This window comes from Mucilaginibacter terrenus (assembly GCF_003432065.1).
GTDB lineage: Bacteria > Bacteroidota > Bacteroidia > Sphingobacteriales > Sphingobacteriaceae > Mucilaginibacter > Mucilaginibacter terrenus.
Window position 1 is genome coordinate 244,801 of record NZ_QWDE01000003.1, and the last position, 16,077, is coordinate 260,877.

Consider the following 16,077-nt stretch of genomic DNA (forward strand, 5'->3'; position numbering starts at 1 on the left):
TTAATTGGTTACTCGTTTATTATTACTCTTATCACCCGCACTTAAATCATGTCTTTAAACTGGTCCTCCAGTTCTTCCATATCGTCAAAATGGTTTTTTACACCATTAACTTCCTGGTACTTCTCATGACCCTTTCCTGCCAACAGGATAATATCTCCCGGCTGCGCCAGCATACATGCAGTTCTTATTGCTTCCCTCCTATCTGCTATGCTAAGCGTATTTCTTTTAAATGCCGGATCAATACCAGCTTCCATATCTTTAATAATCTGAGCCGGGTCTTCGGTCCGAGGGTTATCTGATGTCAGGATCACCTTGTCGCTCCATTCAGTTGCAACCTTAGCCATAATAGGGCGTTTGGTTTTATCCCTGTCACCGCCGCAACCGATAACGGTTATCACTTTTTCTTTGCCTTTACGGATATCATGAACAGTGCTCAACACGTTTTGTACTGCATCCGGGGTATGGGCATAATCAACAATACCAATCACTTTATTAGGTGCCACAATATATTCAAACCTGCCTTCTGCACCAGTCAGCTTACTTAAGCTGATGAGCACTTTAGATCTATCCTGCTCCAACAGCATTGCCGCAGCGTAAACCGCCAGTAGATTATATGCATTGAAAGTGCCAACCAGTTTGAACCAAACTTCTTCGTTATCAATATTCAGCAAAAGGCCGCCAAACTGGTTTTCAATAATACGGGCACGATAGTCGGCCATGCTCTTGAGACCATAACTTTTTTTATGTGCCGATGTGTTTTGCAGCATCACGCTACCATTCTTGTCATCACCGTTAGTTAACGCGAACGCGCTTTTAGGCAGACCGTCAAAGAACGCCTTTTTGGCTTTCAAATAGCTTTCAAACGTTTTGTGATAATCGAGATGATCGTGCGTAAGATTGGTGAATATTCCGCCTGAAAACCGTAAACCTTCTATCCTGTGTTGCGCAACAGCATGGGAGCTAACCTCCATAAAGCAGTAGTCGCAGCCCTCGTCCACCATATCTGCTAACAGCTTATTGAGCACTACAGGATCAGGAGTAGTATGGGTAGACGGGATAATACGTCCGTTAACCTGGTTCTCCACGGTAGATAATAAACCGCACTTATACCCCATATCTCTGAACACCTTATACAGCAGCGTTGCTACAGTAGTTTTGCCATTGGTACCAGTTACGCCAACCAGCTTGAGATTACTGGACGGGTTTTCGTAAAAGTTGGCAGCGATAGTACCCAGCGCTTTGGCAGAGTTAGCAACCATCAAAAAGTCTGCTTCCTGCGCGGTATGTGCCGGAAGGTCTTCACAAATAACTGCTACTGCACCTTGCTTTACGGCTTGTTCTATATAATCATGGCCGTCCACTGCGGTGCCTTTAAGCGCCACAAACAAGCAGCCCGGCTCCACCTTACGTGAATCAAAAACCACTGCAGATATCTCTACATCCGCACTTCCCTGCAGCTCGGTAAAAGCTACTCCTTCCAGTATGTCGCTTAAATATCTCATTGCAGTTCTATTATTATTTTTGATCCACGTGGTATTTGACTGCCGCCGGTAACCGACTGTGTACTTACACTGCCGCTGCCCTTTACAGCAACTTTATAACCTGCATTGCCCAAAACGTACAGCGCATCGCTCAACCCCATCCCAACAACATTAGGAACAGTACCCGCTTTTACCCTGTTTTCTTCGAAGGCAATGCCGCTGCTGGTATCAATGCCATTTGCAGCCGCGTTTGTAGAGGCATATAAAGGCTTTACGCCTAGTTTTTGATAAACTTGTTTAAGCGCCTTTAAATTGCCGTGCTTGTACTGCGGCAAAGTTGTATTACCTACATACCGTACTGGTGGGTGCTCTATACCCAGGCTGCTTGCATAAACCTTTTCGCATATTTCCTTAAATGCTGGCCCAGCTGTAGAAGCAGCGTAATAGCCGTTCTTAGGGTCGTTTATTACCACAATAAGTGAGTACTTGGGGTTGTCAGCCGGAAAATAACCGCAGAAAGATGATTGATATTGCTTTTTCCCTTTGTAGCCGTTGCGGCCATCGGCGACTTGCGCGGTGCCCGTTTTACCGGCTATTTTAAACATTTCGCTTTTTACGTTAGTTTTACCAGTACCCTCACTCACTACACCTTCTAACATTTCCTGCATTTTCTTCAGCGTTACGTCTGAACAAATTTTGTCATTGATAACATGCGCCTGAAAGCGTTCTACTGTGTTACCAAGCCTTCTGATCTCCTTCACAAAAATTGGTGATACGTATTTGCCATTGTTGGCAACAGCATTATAGAAGGACAACATTTTTAACGGCGTTAACTGCATCTCATAACCGTACGCCATCTGTGGAAGGGTCATGTATTTGTTCCAGCTTGCATTTTTCGGATTCTTCACAACCGGTTGAGCTTCGCCCGGTATTTGCAAACCAAACTTTTCGTTCAGGTGCCAATCGTACAAATGGTTGGTGAACTTAGCCTGATTGTTGGTATAATAACGATTTACCAGTGATGCCACAGCCGCGTTCGACGATTCTTCGAAGGCCTTTTTTACTGTAACTGTACCTATGCTGCCGTGCGAATCTTTGATGATATGGCTGTTACCCGGTATTTTGTAATTTTCGGTACTTACCAGGTTGTTAGTATCAATCATCTTGTCTTCCAACAAAGCCATGTAAGAGACTACTTTGAATGTAGAACCGGGATCCTGATTACCTGCAATGGCGTAGTTGAACTTTTCTTTGAAGCTTCCGTCAGGCATTTTGGTGTAGTTAGCCATTGCGCGGATCTCGCCCGTAGCTACTTCCATCAAAATAACAGTACCATGATCGGCATTGCTCTTTATCAATTGTTTCTCCAACGCGCTTTGAGCAATGTCCTGGAAGTTGATATTGATGGTAGAGATGATATCAGCACCTTCTTTAGGAGCAACCTCTTCTTCATCATTAACCGGTATCCAAACACCGCCTGCAAGCCTTTGCTCAAGGCGTTTTCCGCTTTCGCCATTTATATAACTTGCAAATGACCCCTCAAGGCCAACCGCATTTCTAACGTTTTCATTCTTGTATCCTATGGTACGTGCAGCAAGCGAACGAAAAGGCAGTATACGCTTATTTTGAGCTACCACTATTAATCCGCCTTTGTACTTACCCAGATTAAAAACAGGAAACTTCCTGATTTCCTTAAGCTGCTTGTAAGTAACCTTACGCCTCACCAACTGGTAACGGGATCCCTCTTTACGTGCTTCACGGAAAATACGGGAGTACTCGCGTGCTGGTCTGTCGCCAAAGTACTGCGACATTTTCATCGCCAAAGAATCTATCTTTTCGTCAAATGCTTTATCATCAGCAATGCCTCCGGCAAGCATGTCCATATGTAATTCATATTCAGGAACCGATGTTGCAAGTAAAGCTCCATCATCAGAAAAGATGTTACCTCTTGCCGCTTCAATAGTGCGGTAGCGGGTAGACATCTGCTGAGCCATACTCTTCCATTTTTCGCCCTGCGCAAGCTGCACCCGGCATAATTGAAAAACCACAGCCGCTGCAAAAAGCAGGATCAAGCCGAAAGCAAGATAAACCCTAAGTAATATATTAGTCCTGATACTCATTGCTGCGCGCCCTCCTTCACTACTATTTTTTGTGGCGGCTGCTCAGATGCTCTTATACCTAAAGTATCTGCACGTTTAGCTACCTCAGTCAAAGTGCTTTTAAATGCAAGTTCAGCCTTGGTGCTTTTGTATTCCCAGCTCAATTCTTTAACTTCTTTACCTATTTTATCAATATCCCGCACAGTGTTATCGGCCATGTGCCTGTTACCTATGTAAAGCATGCCCAATAACACCAGGAACAGCACAAACGGCAAAGCACGGGTAGCATCATCTGTAGTAATAACCCCGTTCTTTAGAAACTGAGTGATAAAATTGTCCGGAATTTCCCTTACAGGCTTCTCCTCAACTACCAGCTCCTTTTCAGCTTCCTCTTCCTGAATTTCTGTGCGTAAACGGTTCATTTCTTTACAGCTATTCTGAGTTTTGCACTGCGTGCCCTGTTATTGTTTTGTATCTCGTCTGCAGTTGCAGTTATTGCGCCGCGGCTTACCGCGTCAAACGGCTTATTATCGTTACCATAAAGGTCCTTCTCCACCTCACCACTGAACTTTCCCTTTGCTATGAAATTTTTCACCAACCTATCTTCAAGTGAGTGGTAACTCATTACCACCAACCTGCCACCTACAGCTAATACTTCTGCTGACTGCATCAGGAAATCTTTTAACGCTTCCAACTCCTGATTAACCTCAATGCGAAGCGCCTGGAATACCTGCGCCAGGTATTTGTTCTCTTTTCCGCGAGGGATAAGGTTTTGGATTGCATTCTTCAGATCAGCAACCGTGTTTATAGGTCCGTTTAACCTGGCCGTTACTATTGTTTTTGCAAGTGATTTAGCATTCTGAATTTCACCGTACATTCCAAAAATGCGGTGAAGATCAGCTTCGCCATAGTTATTAACCACCTCCTTAGCGCTAAGCTCCGATGACTGGTTCATACGCATATCAAGCTCAGCATCAAAGCGGATAGAAAAACCACGCTCGGCCTGGTCAAACTGATAGGATGATACTCCCAAATCGGCCAGTATACCATCAACTGGTATAGCATTATGCAGGCGGCTAAAGTTCTTCAGGTACCTGAAATTCTGATCAATAAAGGTGAATCTGCTATCGTTAATTTTATTCTGCTGCGCGTCGGCATCCTGGTCAAATGCCAGCAACTGGCCATCATCACCCAGGTGCTTAAGTATCTCACGCGAATGGCCACCACCACCAAAAGTAACATCAACGTAAGTACCGCCGGGCTTTATGTTTAAAGCCTCAATACATTCGTTCAGCATAACAGGGGTATGATAATTACTCATTTACCCTCCTTTTATTACCCATTACTTCTTCGGCCAGTTCAGCAAAATTTTCAGGCTCGTTCGCTATCATCACCTTGTGAGCATTCAAGTCCCAAACCTCTATTTTATTAAGCATACAGGTAAGCACCACATCACCGGTTATACCCGCATGTTCCATCAGGTTTTTTGGCAGGTTAATCCGCCCGGCACTGTCAGGGATCATGGTAGTTGCTCCACCGGTAAAATATCTCACAAACTGAATGCTTTTTCTATCGTATTCGTTAAGTTTGCTTAGTTCGTCCAAACGTTTGTCCCACTCTTTTTTGGTATAAATTACAAGGTAATTCTCGAGCCCGCGGTTGATCACAAGACCCTCAGCATCAGCTTCTGGAAGCTGTTTTTTGAGGCCTGCAGGGATCATCATCCGCCCCTTGGCATCTAGTTTACACTCGTATTCACCGGTTAAGTAGGACATTCTTAATGGTCGACAATTTTTGTAACGTAAAAGTAAATTACTTTTCCCACTTTCTAACACTTTTTACCACCAAAAAGTTTTCAACACTTTTATGGCTTGAAAGCCTGTGACTTAAGGCCAATAATTATAGCTTTACCGCCAATGATTTTACCCCCTTTTTAAGTGATGATTATTGTAATACAGTGTACCGATCAAATAGGGCTTGTAGCTGCCATTTCCGCGCTGCTTGCTGAAAAAAAGATGAACATAACAGCCATGCAGGAGCATGTTGACAATGTAGAAAAGCTATTTTTTATGAGGCTTGAAGTTGATGGTGCAACGGTAGATCACTCAATATATAAAGACCTGGAGCAAATACTTCCCAAAGGTGCTTTAATTAAGATAAACCCGGGCACAGCAAAAAAGATTGTTGTATTAGTTACAAAAGAATATCATTGCCTTGCGGACATATTGATACGCAACCATTTTAATACCCTTAGTGCTGCAGTACAATGCGTAGTTGGCAACCATATAGTCCTTAAAGATATTTGCGACAGATTTGATATTCCATTTCACTATGTTCCGTTCGAGGGAGATGCTGTTGATTTCGAAAATAGGCTACTGAACACTGTTGAGTCTTATGAATTTGATTACCTCGTCCTGGCTAAATTCATGCGGATACTGTCCGGGGGATTTGTAGAACGTTTTAGCCGAAGGATCATCAACATCCATCATTCATTTCTGCCCGCATTTGCAGGGGCCAGCCCGTACAGGCAAGCTTATGAGCGCGGCGTAAAGCTGATTGGCGCAACTGCTCATTATGTTACCAATGAGTTGGATGAGGGGCCGATTATTGCCCAGCAGATTATACCGGCTGGCCACTCCTTCACCGTAGCAGATATGGTAAAAGCCGGCCAGGAAATTGAAACCGCCGTATTGGCGAGAGCTTTGAAACTGGTATTCGACGACCGGGTGTTCGTGTTTAAGAACAAAACGGTGGTATTGGAATAATCAGCACCCTGCAAGTTTCAGCACTACCAAATGGATTTTAATGGAGTGATGCTGACCTTGTTTACTACTGAACCTTTCGCAGTTTGAATACTGATGTGATTGTATGGCTTAGCCGCAAAGAATATGCTGGTTAAATTACTTAGACCACCATCTGCAAACATTTCTACAGAAGTTCCGTCCACAACAATATCTACATCTAATGTTTCTTGACCAGAGAACCTGGGAACATATGCCAGTTTGCTGAAATTCTTGTTGAAATCGGTCTTGCCCGACTTATCCCTTTCAATGAAATAGCGGTCACTCTTCTTGTTATAACCAATCACAAGCGATTCCCCGGCATCGTTAAAGAGATTGATAAACAGGTCTTCTTTAGCAGCAGAAAGTTTTAAGCGATAATATGAAGGCATTTTGATAAACGATGCCACATCCCGGCCATTTGCTAGTATCGCAGTAGGGACATTTATTGATTTTATTGCAATGCTTGCCAGTTCCTTTGCCGGCGTAGAGGTAAGATATACTTCGCCGTTTACCTCTTTTAACCCAAGTTCGCGGGGAATTGTCATGGTGCTGCGCCAGGTACTTGCCGGAACCTGGTTAGCGTATTCCCAGTTACTCATCCACCCCAGGAATATACGCCTGTTGCCTGTATTACTCCAGGTTATGCCCGCATATTCATCAGGCCCAAAGTCCGCCCACTTTACGTTTTCGTTCATTGGAGTGAACGTTTTGCCATTAAAATCGCCTATAAAGTATTGTGTAGCCGAGCCGCCGTTTGGCCCGCCGGGATTAATGTTGACAATAAGCACCCAGTGCTGTTTGCCTTTAAGCGTCATTGGGAAAAGATCCGGGCACTCCCAAACACCGCCATGGGCACCCAGGTGTTCACCAAACTCACTCTCTTTTTTCCATGTTTTTAGATTCGGTGACGAGTAAAACGTTATGCGATCTTTAGTTGCCAGCGTCATTATCCACTTATGCTGAGGCTCGTACCAGTAAACCTTTGGGTCTCGAAAGTCTTTTATTCCGGGGTTCTTTAAAACCGGGTTACCAGCATATTTCGTCCAGGTTTTACCCTCATCGAGACTGTAGGCTATACTTTGATTTTGGAAATTATCTTTACCGGCCTTTTCACCTACAGGGTCATGATGGGTGAATATAGCTACCATCGGCACCTTGCCGTTTTTACCAAAACCAGATGTGTTATTTACATCAATTACCGCGCTGCCGCTGAAGATGTACCCGAGTTTATCCGGATAAAGCGCGATTTTCTGCTCTTTCCAGTGAATCATATCTTTACTGGTAGCATGGCCCCAGTGCATAGGCCCCCACACTATGCCGTCTGGATAATGCTGATAAAACAAGTGATACACACCTTTATAATACACCATTCCGTTAGGGTCGTTCATCCAACCCGATTTGGGTGAAAAGTGGATCTGCGGACGGTATTGTTCGTGATATAACTTTCCTGCTTTTTGGGCAAATGCATTAGCAGCTACAAGCAGCGCAAGAAATGGCAACAGGTATTTATACTTCATAACGGTTTGTTGGTTTGGTAAAACTACATCATGCACACCAAAAAACATCATGGCACAACTAATTTAATGCGCCGGATCGGCAACGGGTGTTTCGTTTCGCATACGCGAAACACCCGAAACAGCAATTTAGATAAAACACTGTACTACAGACACATGTAAATTAAAGCGAAACAACCCGAAACAGTCTAAAAATTGGCGTCTAAATAACATATCGTTGACAATCAACTATTTATATCTGAATGCAATTTTATGAGTGCTAGACCGAAACACTTTTGGTGAAACACTTCTTAACGAGCCTTGGATACGAGATTACGCTAATAAGCTACCACAATAACACGCGACAAGCATTTATCTTCAAAGATTCCATGCTTATGCAGGTTCTTTATAATATTTGATTAAACTCCAACCGCTCACCATCCGGACCTGTAATATTGAAGTACTTGCAGCCCCTCTCCCAAAATTGTAAAAAGACAGGTTCAGGTTCTATGATGTTAAAGCCTGCCTCTTTAATGGAGTTATAAGCAACTTCAATATCCTCTACATCGAAAGCTACGTGGTCGATATGACCATTGCTGCGGGAACGAATCTCATTTAACCCACTTTCCGGCAACTCATAAAGTTCCATGATCATGTTATCCCGCTTCATCATTACGCAGGTGCCCGGCTCGCCCTTTTCATCAAAAGTCGCTTGCATCACGTTAGCAAAACCAAGACGTTCGTAAAACGTCTTCGAGCGCTTGAGGTCGGTCACAGGTATGCCGATGTGCTGGATGGCGTTGATCTTAATATCTAAGCTTCTCAAACTCGTAATTGCTTTAAGTTTATAATACAAGGGAACTGTTAAAGTTCGCCCTCATCATCACTATACTTCTCAGTTATTCTTTTAACGCCGATACCCTGCATATTTCTACAAGTCTGCGCTATGTTTTTATCATTCCATCCGAGCTTACCAGGCATTAACATACCAACGGTTTTTTGCGCAGTATCTATTATACAAACTTTGGGACGGTTATCGTGAAAAAAACCTTGCCCCTGGTACCTTGATATGTTTCGTTTACGGTAGCTAAAGTAAATATCAGCGGCTTGGTATTGCTCCTTCATCACTTTGCCAAAAGCATTCTTATTAACAAATTCAATTGTCTTTGTTTCGTTATTTATGTTAATGACTTTCGTTTCATACGACGTCAATCGCCTGTACATTACTGCAACTACAATAAAGGCAGCAAACAATAGGAACAAGATCATACGGGCTTTTAAGCACTATTATAGCGTAATTAACTCACAACACCTTTACCCTTAAATAGCTTGGGGTAGTTTTAGAGGTATATACCCTGTGCGTTGCTTTTTTAAAGTCGGTGTCCTTAGCTTTCATGATGTCCTGGAATTGCTGGGTGTTGCGGTCTATCAGCGGGAACCAGGTGCTCTGGATCTGTATCATGATGCGGTGTCCCTTTTTAAAGGTGTGCAGCACATCCTGCAATTCCCAGTTCACAGCGGTTACCTTGCCCGGCACAAATGGCTCGGGTTTTTCAAAGCTGTTGCGGTACTTGCCACGTATAGGTTCGCTGCGTACCATCTGCTCGTAACCAGCCATTTTCACCTCTTTACCAGTAAACTGGTTGTTGGTAGCAGTATCCGGGTATACATCAAGCACTTTAACAACCAGGTCGGCATCTGTACCGGTGGTAGAAAATTTAATGTTTGCCCAAATGTTGCCGGCAAGGGTAACATCCTTATCCAGCACATCTGTTTTGTAGGTAAGCACATCAGGCCGTTTTTCGGCGAAGCGCTGGTCGGCAGTCATGTACTCGCGCGTCATATCGAAGTCTGTACCCGCAATAAATGGCACGGGGTTCATCGGGTCAGACACGTATTCTTTGTAGTCGACCATGGTATTAGCCGGCGCAAAGAAGGACAGCTTACCGCCGGGCAGCAGGTACAATTTCTGTTCCTTAGCCTCAATCGGCGGCCATTGCTTGTAGGCTTTCCACTGGTTTTCACCTGTTTGGAAAGTGGACACCTTCGGCAGGTCCAGCGGGGTACCTTTAAGGTAATGGCTAAAAAATGCGAATTCTATTTTATCGCGATAGAACGGACCTGTCGGGCCGCCAAAACTTACATCTCCTAAATGGTCGCCGTTACCACGTGCCCAGCCGCCGTGCACCCATGGCCCCATAGCAAAGTAAACCGGAGTATTCGGATTTTTCTGAGCTAAAGTTTTATAGGTGTTTATGGCGCCATAAAGGTCTTCGGCATCATACCAGCCGCCTGTCACCAGGGTTGGTGTTTTAATGTCGTGCAGGTGGGTAAGCACGTTACGGTCTTTCCAATGCTGATCGTAATTTGGGTGATCCATCATCTCGTTCCATAAACGTATGGTGTCTTTGAAGTATTTATCGTTGGTATTCCTCATAGAACCCATGTCCATAAAGAATTTGTAACCATCGTTTGTACCGGGATCAAATCTGCCGCCGCGGCGCTGTGTTGGTTTATCGTCCTGCCGGTTGGTAAAGCCCGGGTAAAAGCCAAAGTTTGCCACCAAAAAGAACGCGCCGTTATGAAATGCATCATCGCGCCACAAATCGGCTATGGGTGCCTGCGGCGATGCTGCCGCTAGTGCGGGGTGACGGCTTAATAAGGCTGTAGTGGTGTAAAAGCCGGGATAAGAAATACCCCATACACCTACTTTGCCATTATTGTTAGGCACGTTCTTGAGCAGCCAATCAATTGTGTCGTAAGTATCGGTACCCTCATCAACATCCTTGTTGGTTTTGTGCTGCTCCAGTTCAGGCGTCATTTCCTCGTAAATACCTTCGCTCATCCAGCGGCCGCGCACATCCTGGTAAACAAAAATGTAACCATCACGCAGAAACGCGGGCGACGGGCCAAGGCTGCCCTTGTACTTATCGGGCCCGTATGGCGCCACACTGTAGCAGGTACGGTCCATCATAAAAGGATACTTCTTTGATTGATCTTTAGGGACGTAAACCGATGTGAACAGCTTTTTGCCATCGCGCATGGGTATTTGGTACTCGTATTTGGTGTAGTTATCTTTTATGTAAGCGGCATCGCCCTGTGCGCATGAATAAAGCGCGAAAACAAGCATGCAGCAGGTGAAGAATAATGTTCTTTTCATTGGTTGGTTTTAGTGCTTAAAAGTAGCTGATTTTAGTGAAAAAAAATCAGCATGTTGGCGTTGGGGAATAGCGCAACAAGCTTTTTACAGAAACTGCTATTACCGGGCTTGCTACTGTACTCTATAAAGTATGATCTACCTAGCGGCTTACAAATAAAAAGTACGGACCCTGATCGCCTATGCTTCTCCGTTTTATCTGCCAGCCTTGTGCCGTGTAAAAGTCGCAGGCGTTTTGGTTCATTTCGAGGCACTTTAAACTAAACGGCTTTGGTGAAGCTTGCAGGACTATATTCAACAAGGCTTTCCCAATGCCCCGCTTTGCAAAAGCCTGGTGCACGTACAGGTGGTGGACAAAAGTATCAGCCATTGAAAAAGCTACAAAACCGACTATAACACCACCAACTTCCGCAACAAATATCCGTTCGCCAACGGTATCCTTTTCAAAATCGTTCAGTTTAAACATTCGCGTATTTAGCCAGCTAAAGGTGTTAACACGACAGTGTAGGTACAAAGCCTTTACCGCGAACCGGTCAGCCTCAACAAACTCGCGTATAGTTGCGGGGCTTACTTCCATTTCCAGTTAGGTTCATGCGTAACCAATATATCAGGATTTTGCATTACAGACATAACATCGTCTACAAAGGTTGGGGTGGCTACGCTTGTTTTAGGAACAACCAGTCCGTCGCCACTTTTAAGCCTGATAAAGTAGTGGCTTGCAATCTCGTTTATCTCTGCTACTTCGCTGGTATTTATCCTGCTTTCGCCTGTAATATCCTTGGTTTCTATATATTCCGTGCCAAATTTTAATATTGACTCTTTGCCGATCTTATAAGCCATTTTATCCCTGACAAATTTACGATAGTTCTTTTTATAGCTATATCGTTGCAGCAGCGGGTAAAACACCAGGCTCATTAATCCGGCGGCAAAAAAGTAATAGCTATAAAAGCCATCATTGCTAGTTAGCATCGCAGCTCCCATAACAAGTAACAAGCCCGATATAGTTAACCATGCCTTACGCCGGGTACCTTGCGCACGCTTACTTTTTGATGCCGAATACAGCAGGTAAGTTAAATAGTCCTCCTCAGTCAAAACGATTGTTATGGTCATCGGGCAATTAGGTAAACAAAATGTTATCAAAAAAGAAAGCCCCTGTACGGGGCTTTCTTTTAAGCTGGTGCTTATGTTATTCGTTTATAGCTTTTACGCCGGGTAATTCTTTACCTTCCATGTATTCAAGCAGTGCGCCACCTCCGGTTGATACATAGCTTACCTCGTCGGTCATGTCAAACTTAGCAACTGCCGCGGCAGAATCGCCGCCGCCTATCAGCGAGAAGGCACCGTTGTCGGTAGCCTTTGCTACAGCCTCGGCGATAGATTTAGTACCTACCAGGAATTTTTCCATTTCAAATACACCCATCGGACCGTTCCATAAAATGGTTTTAGATTCTTCTACCACCTTGCTGAACAAAGCAACAGTTTCAGGGCCAATATCCAGGCCCATCCAGCCAACAGGTATCTGGCCTGTTTTGGCGGTGTTTGTGTTGGCATTGTTATTAAAATCATCGGCTATAACATTATCTACCGGCAATAACAGGTTCACACCTTTCTCTTTTGCTTTTTGTTTAAGGCTTATAGCCAGATCAAGCTTATCTGCCTCTACCAATGATGTACCTATGTTGCCACCATCAGCTTTAGCAAATGTGTAAGCCATGCCGCCGCCAATAATAAGGTTATCAACTTTATCCAAAAGCTTTTCAATCAGCAAGATCTTGTCAGACACCTTTGAGCCACCCATAATAGCGGTGAATGGCTTTGCAGCGCCGTTCAATATCTTCTCTGCATTGGTAAGTTCGGCTGCCATAAGGTAACCAAAGTATTTGGCGTTGGGGAAGAACTGTGCTATTATAGCAGTTGATGCATGCGCGCGGTGTGCTGTACCAAAAGCGTCATTCACGTATATATCACCAAGCTTTGACAGTTTCTCGGCAAAGTCTTTATCACCCTTTTCCTCTTCTTTGTAGAAGCGCAGGTTTTCCAGCAATAAAACTTCGCCTTTGTCCAGGGCTTTTGCTTTCTCTATAGCTTGTTCGCCAATGCAGTCATCAGCAAACTCTACTTGCTGGCCTAAAAGGTCAGACAAGTGTGGTACAATGTGTTTTAAAGAATATTTATCAGTAGGGCCGTCTTTTGGCCTGCCCAGGTGCGACATCAATATTACAGCACCGCCATCCTTTAGTATCTTTTTTATGGTTGGCAAAGCGGCGGTCATGCGGTTATCATCGGTAATGTTAAAATCGCCATCCAATGGAACGTTAAAATCTACCCGGATAAGCGCTTTTTTACCGTTGAAGGTTATCTGATCAATGGTTTTCATATTGTTAAATGTAAATTGATGAATGGGCGGCAAATTGTACAAATTTATTCTAAAACCCAACCCTAAATTCAAAAAGCAGCGGTGTTTGGCTTAAAATTTCATTGTATTTTAACATACATTACATAGTGCGGCCCAATGCCCGGTACCTCAAACTCGGGCGAGATGATCTCGAACCCCGTTCCCATATAAAACTTCACGGCTACCTTACGCGCATTACACCACAAGTAATTTACTTTTTGGCCCCTGAGGTAAGTAATGGCAAAGTTAACCAGCATGTTACCGTATCCTTTACCACGATGAGTAGCTGCGGTTGCCATACCGCGCAGCTGGTAAGCTTTCCCATCATAACCTTTATACCCTACCGGGTGAAAAGATGCCACACAAACCAACTCTTCACCCACAAAATACCCAAGATGGAATGATCCTTCGGCATCGTCATTTTCGAACCGGCATTCGTCAAGTGTAAGCCGCCCTTCACGCAGAACCTCGTTGCGCAGCGGCAATACATCATCTGGCTTTATAAACTTTATCATCTTGGCAGCAGGTTTATTTTTTCTACCAGATCTGCCAAACGGCTGGAGTAGCCCATCTCGTTATCATACCAGCCAACAACCTTAACCAAACCGCCAACAATTGAAGTTAAATGCGCATCAAAAATGCAGCTATGCGGGTTGTCCAATATGTCGGTGGAAACAATAGGGTCTTCGGTGTATTCTAAAACGTTCTCCATCGGCCCATTGGCAGCTGCCTTAAAGGCTCTGTTAATCTCTTCAACTGTCGGGAGCTTTTTCAAGCTGCAGGTAAAGTCAGTAAGGGAGCCGTTCAACACCGGCACGCGTATGCCTGCACCACCAAGATGCCCATCCAAATGAGGAAATATTGCAGTGATAGCCTTGGCGGCACCGGTCGTAGTAGGGATGATAGACGCCGAAGCAGCCCTTGCCCGCCGAAGGTCTTTGTGAGGCGCGTCATGCAGGTTCTGGTCGCCCGTCATGGAGTGTACCGTAGTGATATAGCCTTCGGTAATACCCCAGTTATCGTCCAGGATTTTCACCATTGCAGCAACATTGTTGGTTGTACAAGATGCATTAGACAATATGGGCGACCGCAGGTCTACCTCATTATCATTAACGCCCAGCACAACGGTAGGTACAGTTTTGTTTGATGGCGGAGCGGAAATAATTACCTGCCTGGCACCAGCTGCAAGGTGCTTTGCGGCGCCCTCTTCGGAAATAAACTTACCTGTAGATTCTATCACCAGGTCAATTCCTAGTTCTTTCCAGGGTAAGTTCTGCGGGTCTTTTTCCTGGTATGTTCTTATGGCGAGATCGTTTATGAACAGGTGGCCTTCACCTGCGCTTACCGCCCCCTTAAACCCGCGGTGTACCGAATCGTACTTGAAGAGGTGCGCCAAGGTTTGCGTATCTGCAAGATCGTTAATGGCTACAACCTCTATATTGCTGCGGGTAAGGATGGTTCGTAAAAATATACGCCCTATACGGCCAAACCCATTTATTGCTATCCTCATGACTTAAAATCAGGATGCAAAATTAGAAAATATAGATTAGAATAGCTTATAGAGCTTAGGCGAACAAAAAGCGGATAGTAAAGCGTTCCCGCTCGCGGCAACGCAGGCAAAAGGTAATGCCCCAGTTGAATAACAGCGAGATGCCAAATATTACGCCCATTAAAGCAAAGTTGCCAATGAAACTAAACCTCAGCACCATTACTATGGTAATAATATTAATGCCTGCCAAAATAAAGGTAGTTTGCAAATGGTTAAACCCAAGCCTAAGCATACGATGGTGAATGTGGTTGCGATCGGCACCGAAAGGAGATGTACCCTTAGCTATGCGTAAGATAAACACTCTCAAAGTATCAAAAATAGGCCCGATAAGAATAGCAAAGGCTACAGCAGGAGCAGAATATATAGCAGGGGAATTGTTAGCGGTAAGCTTGTTAGCCTCTATAAACTGCAACGCCATTACAGCCGATATTAAGCCGATGAGCAATGAGCCCGTATCGCCCATGAATATTTTAGCGGGCGTAATATTAAACCGGAGGAAACCAATTACTGCTCCAACAATCGCAAGGGAAATGGCTGCCAGTTCGTAACGTTTCATGTAAACAAACAGAATAGTAAACGTTCCGTTTACTATTACACAGGTGGTGCCGGCAAGGCCGTCTATGCCGTCTATAAGGTTGAATGCATTAACAATAAGGATGATAAACAATATAGATATGGCGGCGCTTTCGAAGTAGCTGAGATCATATATCCCAAACACGCCGTAAAGGCTGGTTAAGCGGATATCGCCAAGCAAAACCAACAGGGCACCTACAAAAAACTGGATGACGAATTTGGTGCTGGGATTAACACCGGATAAATCGTCCTTTAAACCCATTGCAAAAAGGATGATACTAGATGTAAGGATATAGGTTAGCGGAACGCTTTTATCAACCATGCTAAAAATAAGCAGTGTAAGATTGAAGCTGGCAAAGATAGCCACCCCACCCAAACGCGGTATACCATGGTCATGCTGTTTGCGAAAATGGCCAACATCATCATAAAGGTGACGGGTACGTGCAACATGTAAAATTGATGGAATGGAGAGTAATGTTGTCAGAATTGAAAACACTACTATACAGAGATAGTATAAATAATGAATATTAAAATATTCGGGCATAAA

At 44.3% G+C, this 16,077-nt stretch carries 16 protein-coding genes; 1 reads left to right on the forward strand and 15 read right to left on the reverse strand.

The genetic code is table 11. From position 1 onward, the window contains the following. Window positions 1–41: 41 nt before the first annotated feature. From DYU05_RS16445 to mraZ, 5 genes are read right to left on the reverse strand one after another with little or no spacing between them, the layout of a single operon-like run. A complete protein-coding gene (locus DYU05_RS16445) occupies window positions 42–1,502 on the reverse strand; it encodes a UDP-N-acetylmuramoyl-L-alanyl-D-glutamate--2,6-diaminopimelate ligase (protein ID WP_117384232.1) in 1,461 nt (486 codons plus the stop codon). Next, window positions 1,499–3,601: a penicillin-binding protein gene (locus DYU05_RS16450; protein WP_117384233.1), complete on the reverse strand. Its 2,103-nt coding sequence runs from the start codon at window positions 3,599–3,601 to the stop codon at window positions 1,499–1,501. Before DYU05_RS16450 ends, DYU05_RS16445 begins: the two co-directional genes overlap by 4 nt. Then, on the reverse strand, window positions 3,598–4,002 hold the full coding sequence (locus DYU05_RS16455) for an FtsL-like putative cell division protein (RefSeq protein WP_117384234.1): 405 nt from the start codon (window positions 4,000–4,002) through the stop codon (window positions 3,598–3,600). Before DYU05_RS16455 ends, DYU05_RS16450 begins: the two co-directional genes overlap by 4 nt. Then, the gene (rsmH, locus tag DYU05_RS16460; protein WP_117384235.1) at window positions 3,999–4,901 is read right to left on the reverse strand and encodes a 16S rRNA (cytosine(1402)-N(4))-methyltransferase RsmH; all 903 of its coding nucleotides are present in this window, start codon (window positions 4,899–4,901) and stop codon (window positions 3,999–4,001) included. Before rsmH ends, DYU05_RS16455 begins: the two co-directional genes overlap by 4 nt. Next, window positions 4,894–5,355, reverse strand: a complete 462-nt coding sequence (mraZ, locus tag DYU05_RS16465) for a division/cell wall cluster transcriptional repressor MraZ (protein WP_117384236.1) — start codon at window positions 5,353–5,355, stop codon at window positions 4,894–4,896. Before mraZ ends, rsmH begins: the two co-directional genes overlap by 8 nt. 165 nt (window positions 5,356–5,520) lie before the next feature. Here mraZ and purU point away from each other — a divergent pair, with 165 nt between their 5' ends. Next, the gene (purU, locus tag DYU05_RS16470) at window positions 5,521–6,345 is read left to right on the forward strand and encodes a formyltetrahydrofolate deformylase (protein ID WP_117384237.1); all 825 of its coding nucleotides are present in this window, start codon (window positions 5,521–5,523) and stop codon (window positions 6,343–6,345) included. A 23-nt stretch (window positions 6,346–6,368) separates the two neighbouring features. Here purU and DYU05_RS16475 read toward each other — a convergent pair whose 3' ends face one another. From DYU05_RS16475 to DYU05_RS16520, 10 genes are all read right to left on the reverse strand, one after another. Further along, window positions 6,369–7,880 (reverse strand): glycoside hydrolase family 32 protein, encoded by a 1,512-nt coding sequence (locus DYU05_RS16475; RefSeq protein WP_117384406.1) that lies wholly within the window; start codon window positions 7,878–7,880, stop codon window positions 6,369–6,371. A gap of 382 nt (window positions 7,881–8,262) precedes the next feature. Then, window positions 8,263–8,682 carry a VOC family protein gene (locus tag DYU05_RS16480; RefSeq protein ID WP_165852096.1) on the reverse strand — a complete coding sequence of 140 codons (420 nt, stop codon included), beginning with the start codon at window positions 8,680–8,682 and terminating at the stop codon, window positions 8,263–8,265. Between the two features lie 38 nt (window positions 8,683–8,720). After that, window positions 8,721–9,125, reverse strand: coding sequence for a hypothetical protein (locus DYU05_RS16485; protein ID WP_117384239.1), 405 nt, complete (start codon window positions 9,123–9,125; stop codon window positions 8,721–8,723). A gap of 34 nt (window positions 9,126–9,159) precedes the next feature. Continuing rightward, window positions 9,160–11,016: a CocE/NonD family hydrolase gene (locus DYU05_RS16490; RefSeq protein WP_117384240.1), complete on the reverse strand. Its 1,857-nt coding sequence runs from the start codon at window positions 11,014–11,016 to the stop codon at window positions 9,160–9,162. Between the two features lie 139 nt (window positions 11,017–11,155). Further along, window positions 11,156–11,590, reverse strand: coding sequence for a GNAT family N-acetyltransferase (locus tag DYU05_RS16495; RefSeq protein ID WP_117384241.1), 435 nt, complete (start codon window positions 11,588–11,590; stop codon window positions 11,156–11,158). Then, window positions 11,581–12,123 carry a YcxB family protein gene (locus tag DYU05_RS16500; protein WP_117384242.1) on the reverse strand — a complete coding sequence of 181 codons (543 nt, stop codon included), beginning with the start codon at window positions 12,121–12,123 and terminating at the stop codon, window positions 11,581–11,583. The genes DYU05_RS16495 and DYU05_RS16500 overlap by 10 nt, the downstream gene beginning before the upstream one ends. A 76-nt stretch (window positions 12,124–12,199) precedes the next feature. Continuing rightward, window positions 12,200–13,390: a phosphoglycerate kinase gene (locus DYU05_RS16505; RefSeq protein ID WP_117384243.1), complete on the reverse strand. Its 1,191-nt coding sequence runs from the start codon at window positions 13,388–13,390 to the stop codon at window positions 12,200–12,202. A 98-nt stretch (window positions 13,391–13,488) separates the two neighbouring features. After that, window positions 13,489–13,923, reverse strand: a complete 435-nt coding sequence (locus tag DYU05_RS16510) for a GNAT family N-acetyltransferase (RefSeq protein ID WP_117384244.1) — start codon at window positions 13,921–13,923, stop codon at window positions 13,489–13,491. After that, window positions 13,920–14,918 (reverse strand): type I glyceraldehyde-3-phosphate dehydrogenase, encoded by a 999-nt coding sequence (gene gap / locus DYU05_RS16515; RefSeq protein ID WP_117384245.1) that lies wholly within the window; start codon window positions 14,916–14,918, stop codon window positions 13,920–13,922. The genes DYU05_RS16510 and gap overlap by 4 nt, the downstream gene beginning before the upstream one ends. 55 nt (window positions 14,919–14,973) lie before the next feature. Beyond that, window positions 14,974–16,026: an MraY family glycosyltransferase gene (locus tag DYU05_RS16520; protein ID WP_235854041.1), complete on the reverse strand. Its 1,053-nt coding sequence runs from the start codon at window positions 16,024–16,026 to the stop codon at window positions 14,974–14,976. Between the last annotated feature and the right edge of the window lie 51 nt (window positions 16,027–16,077).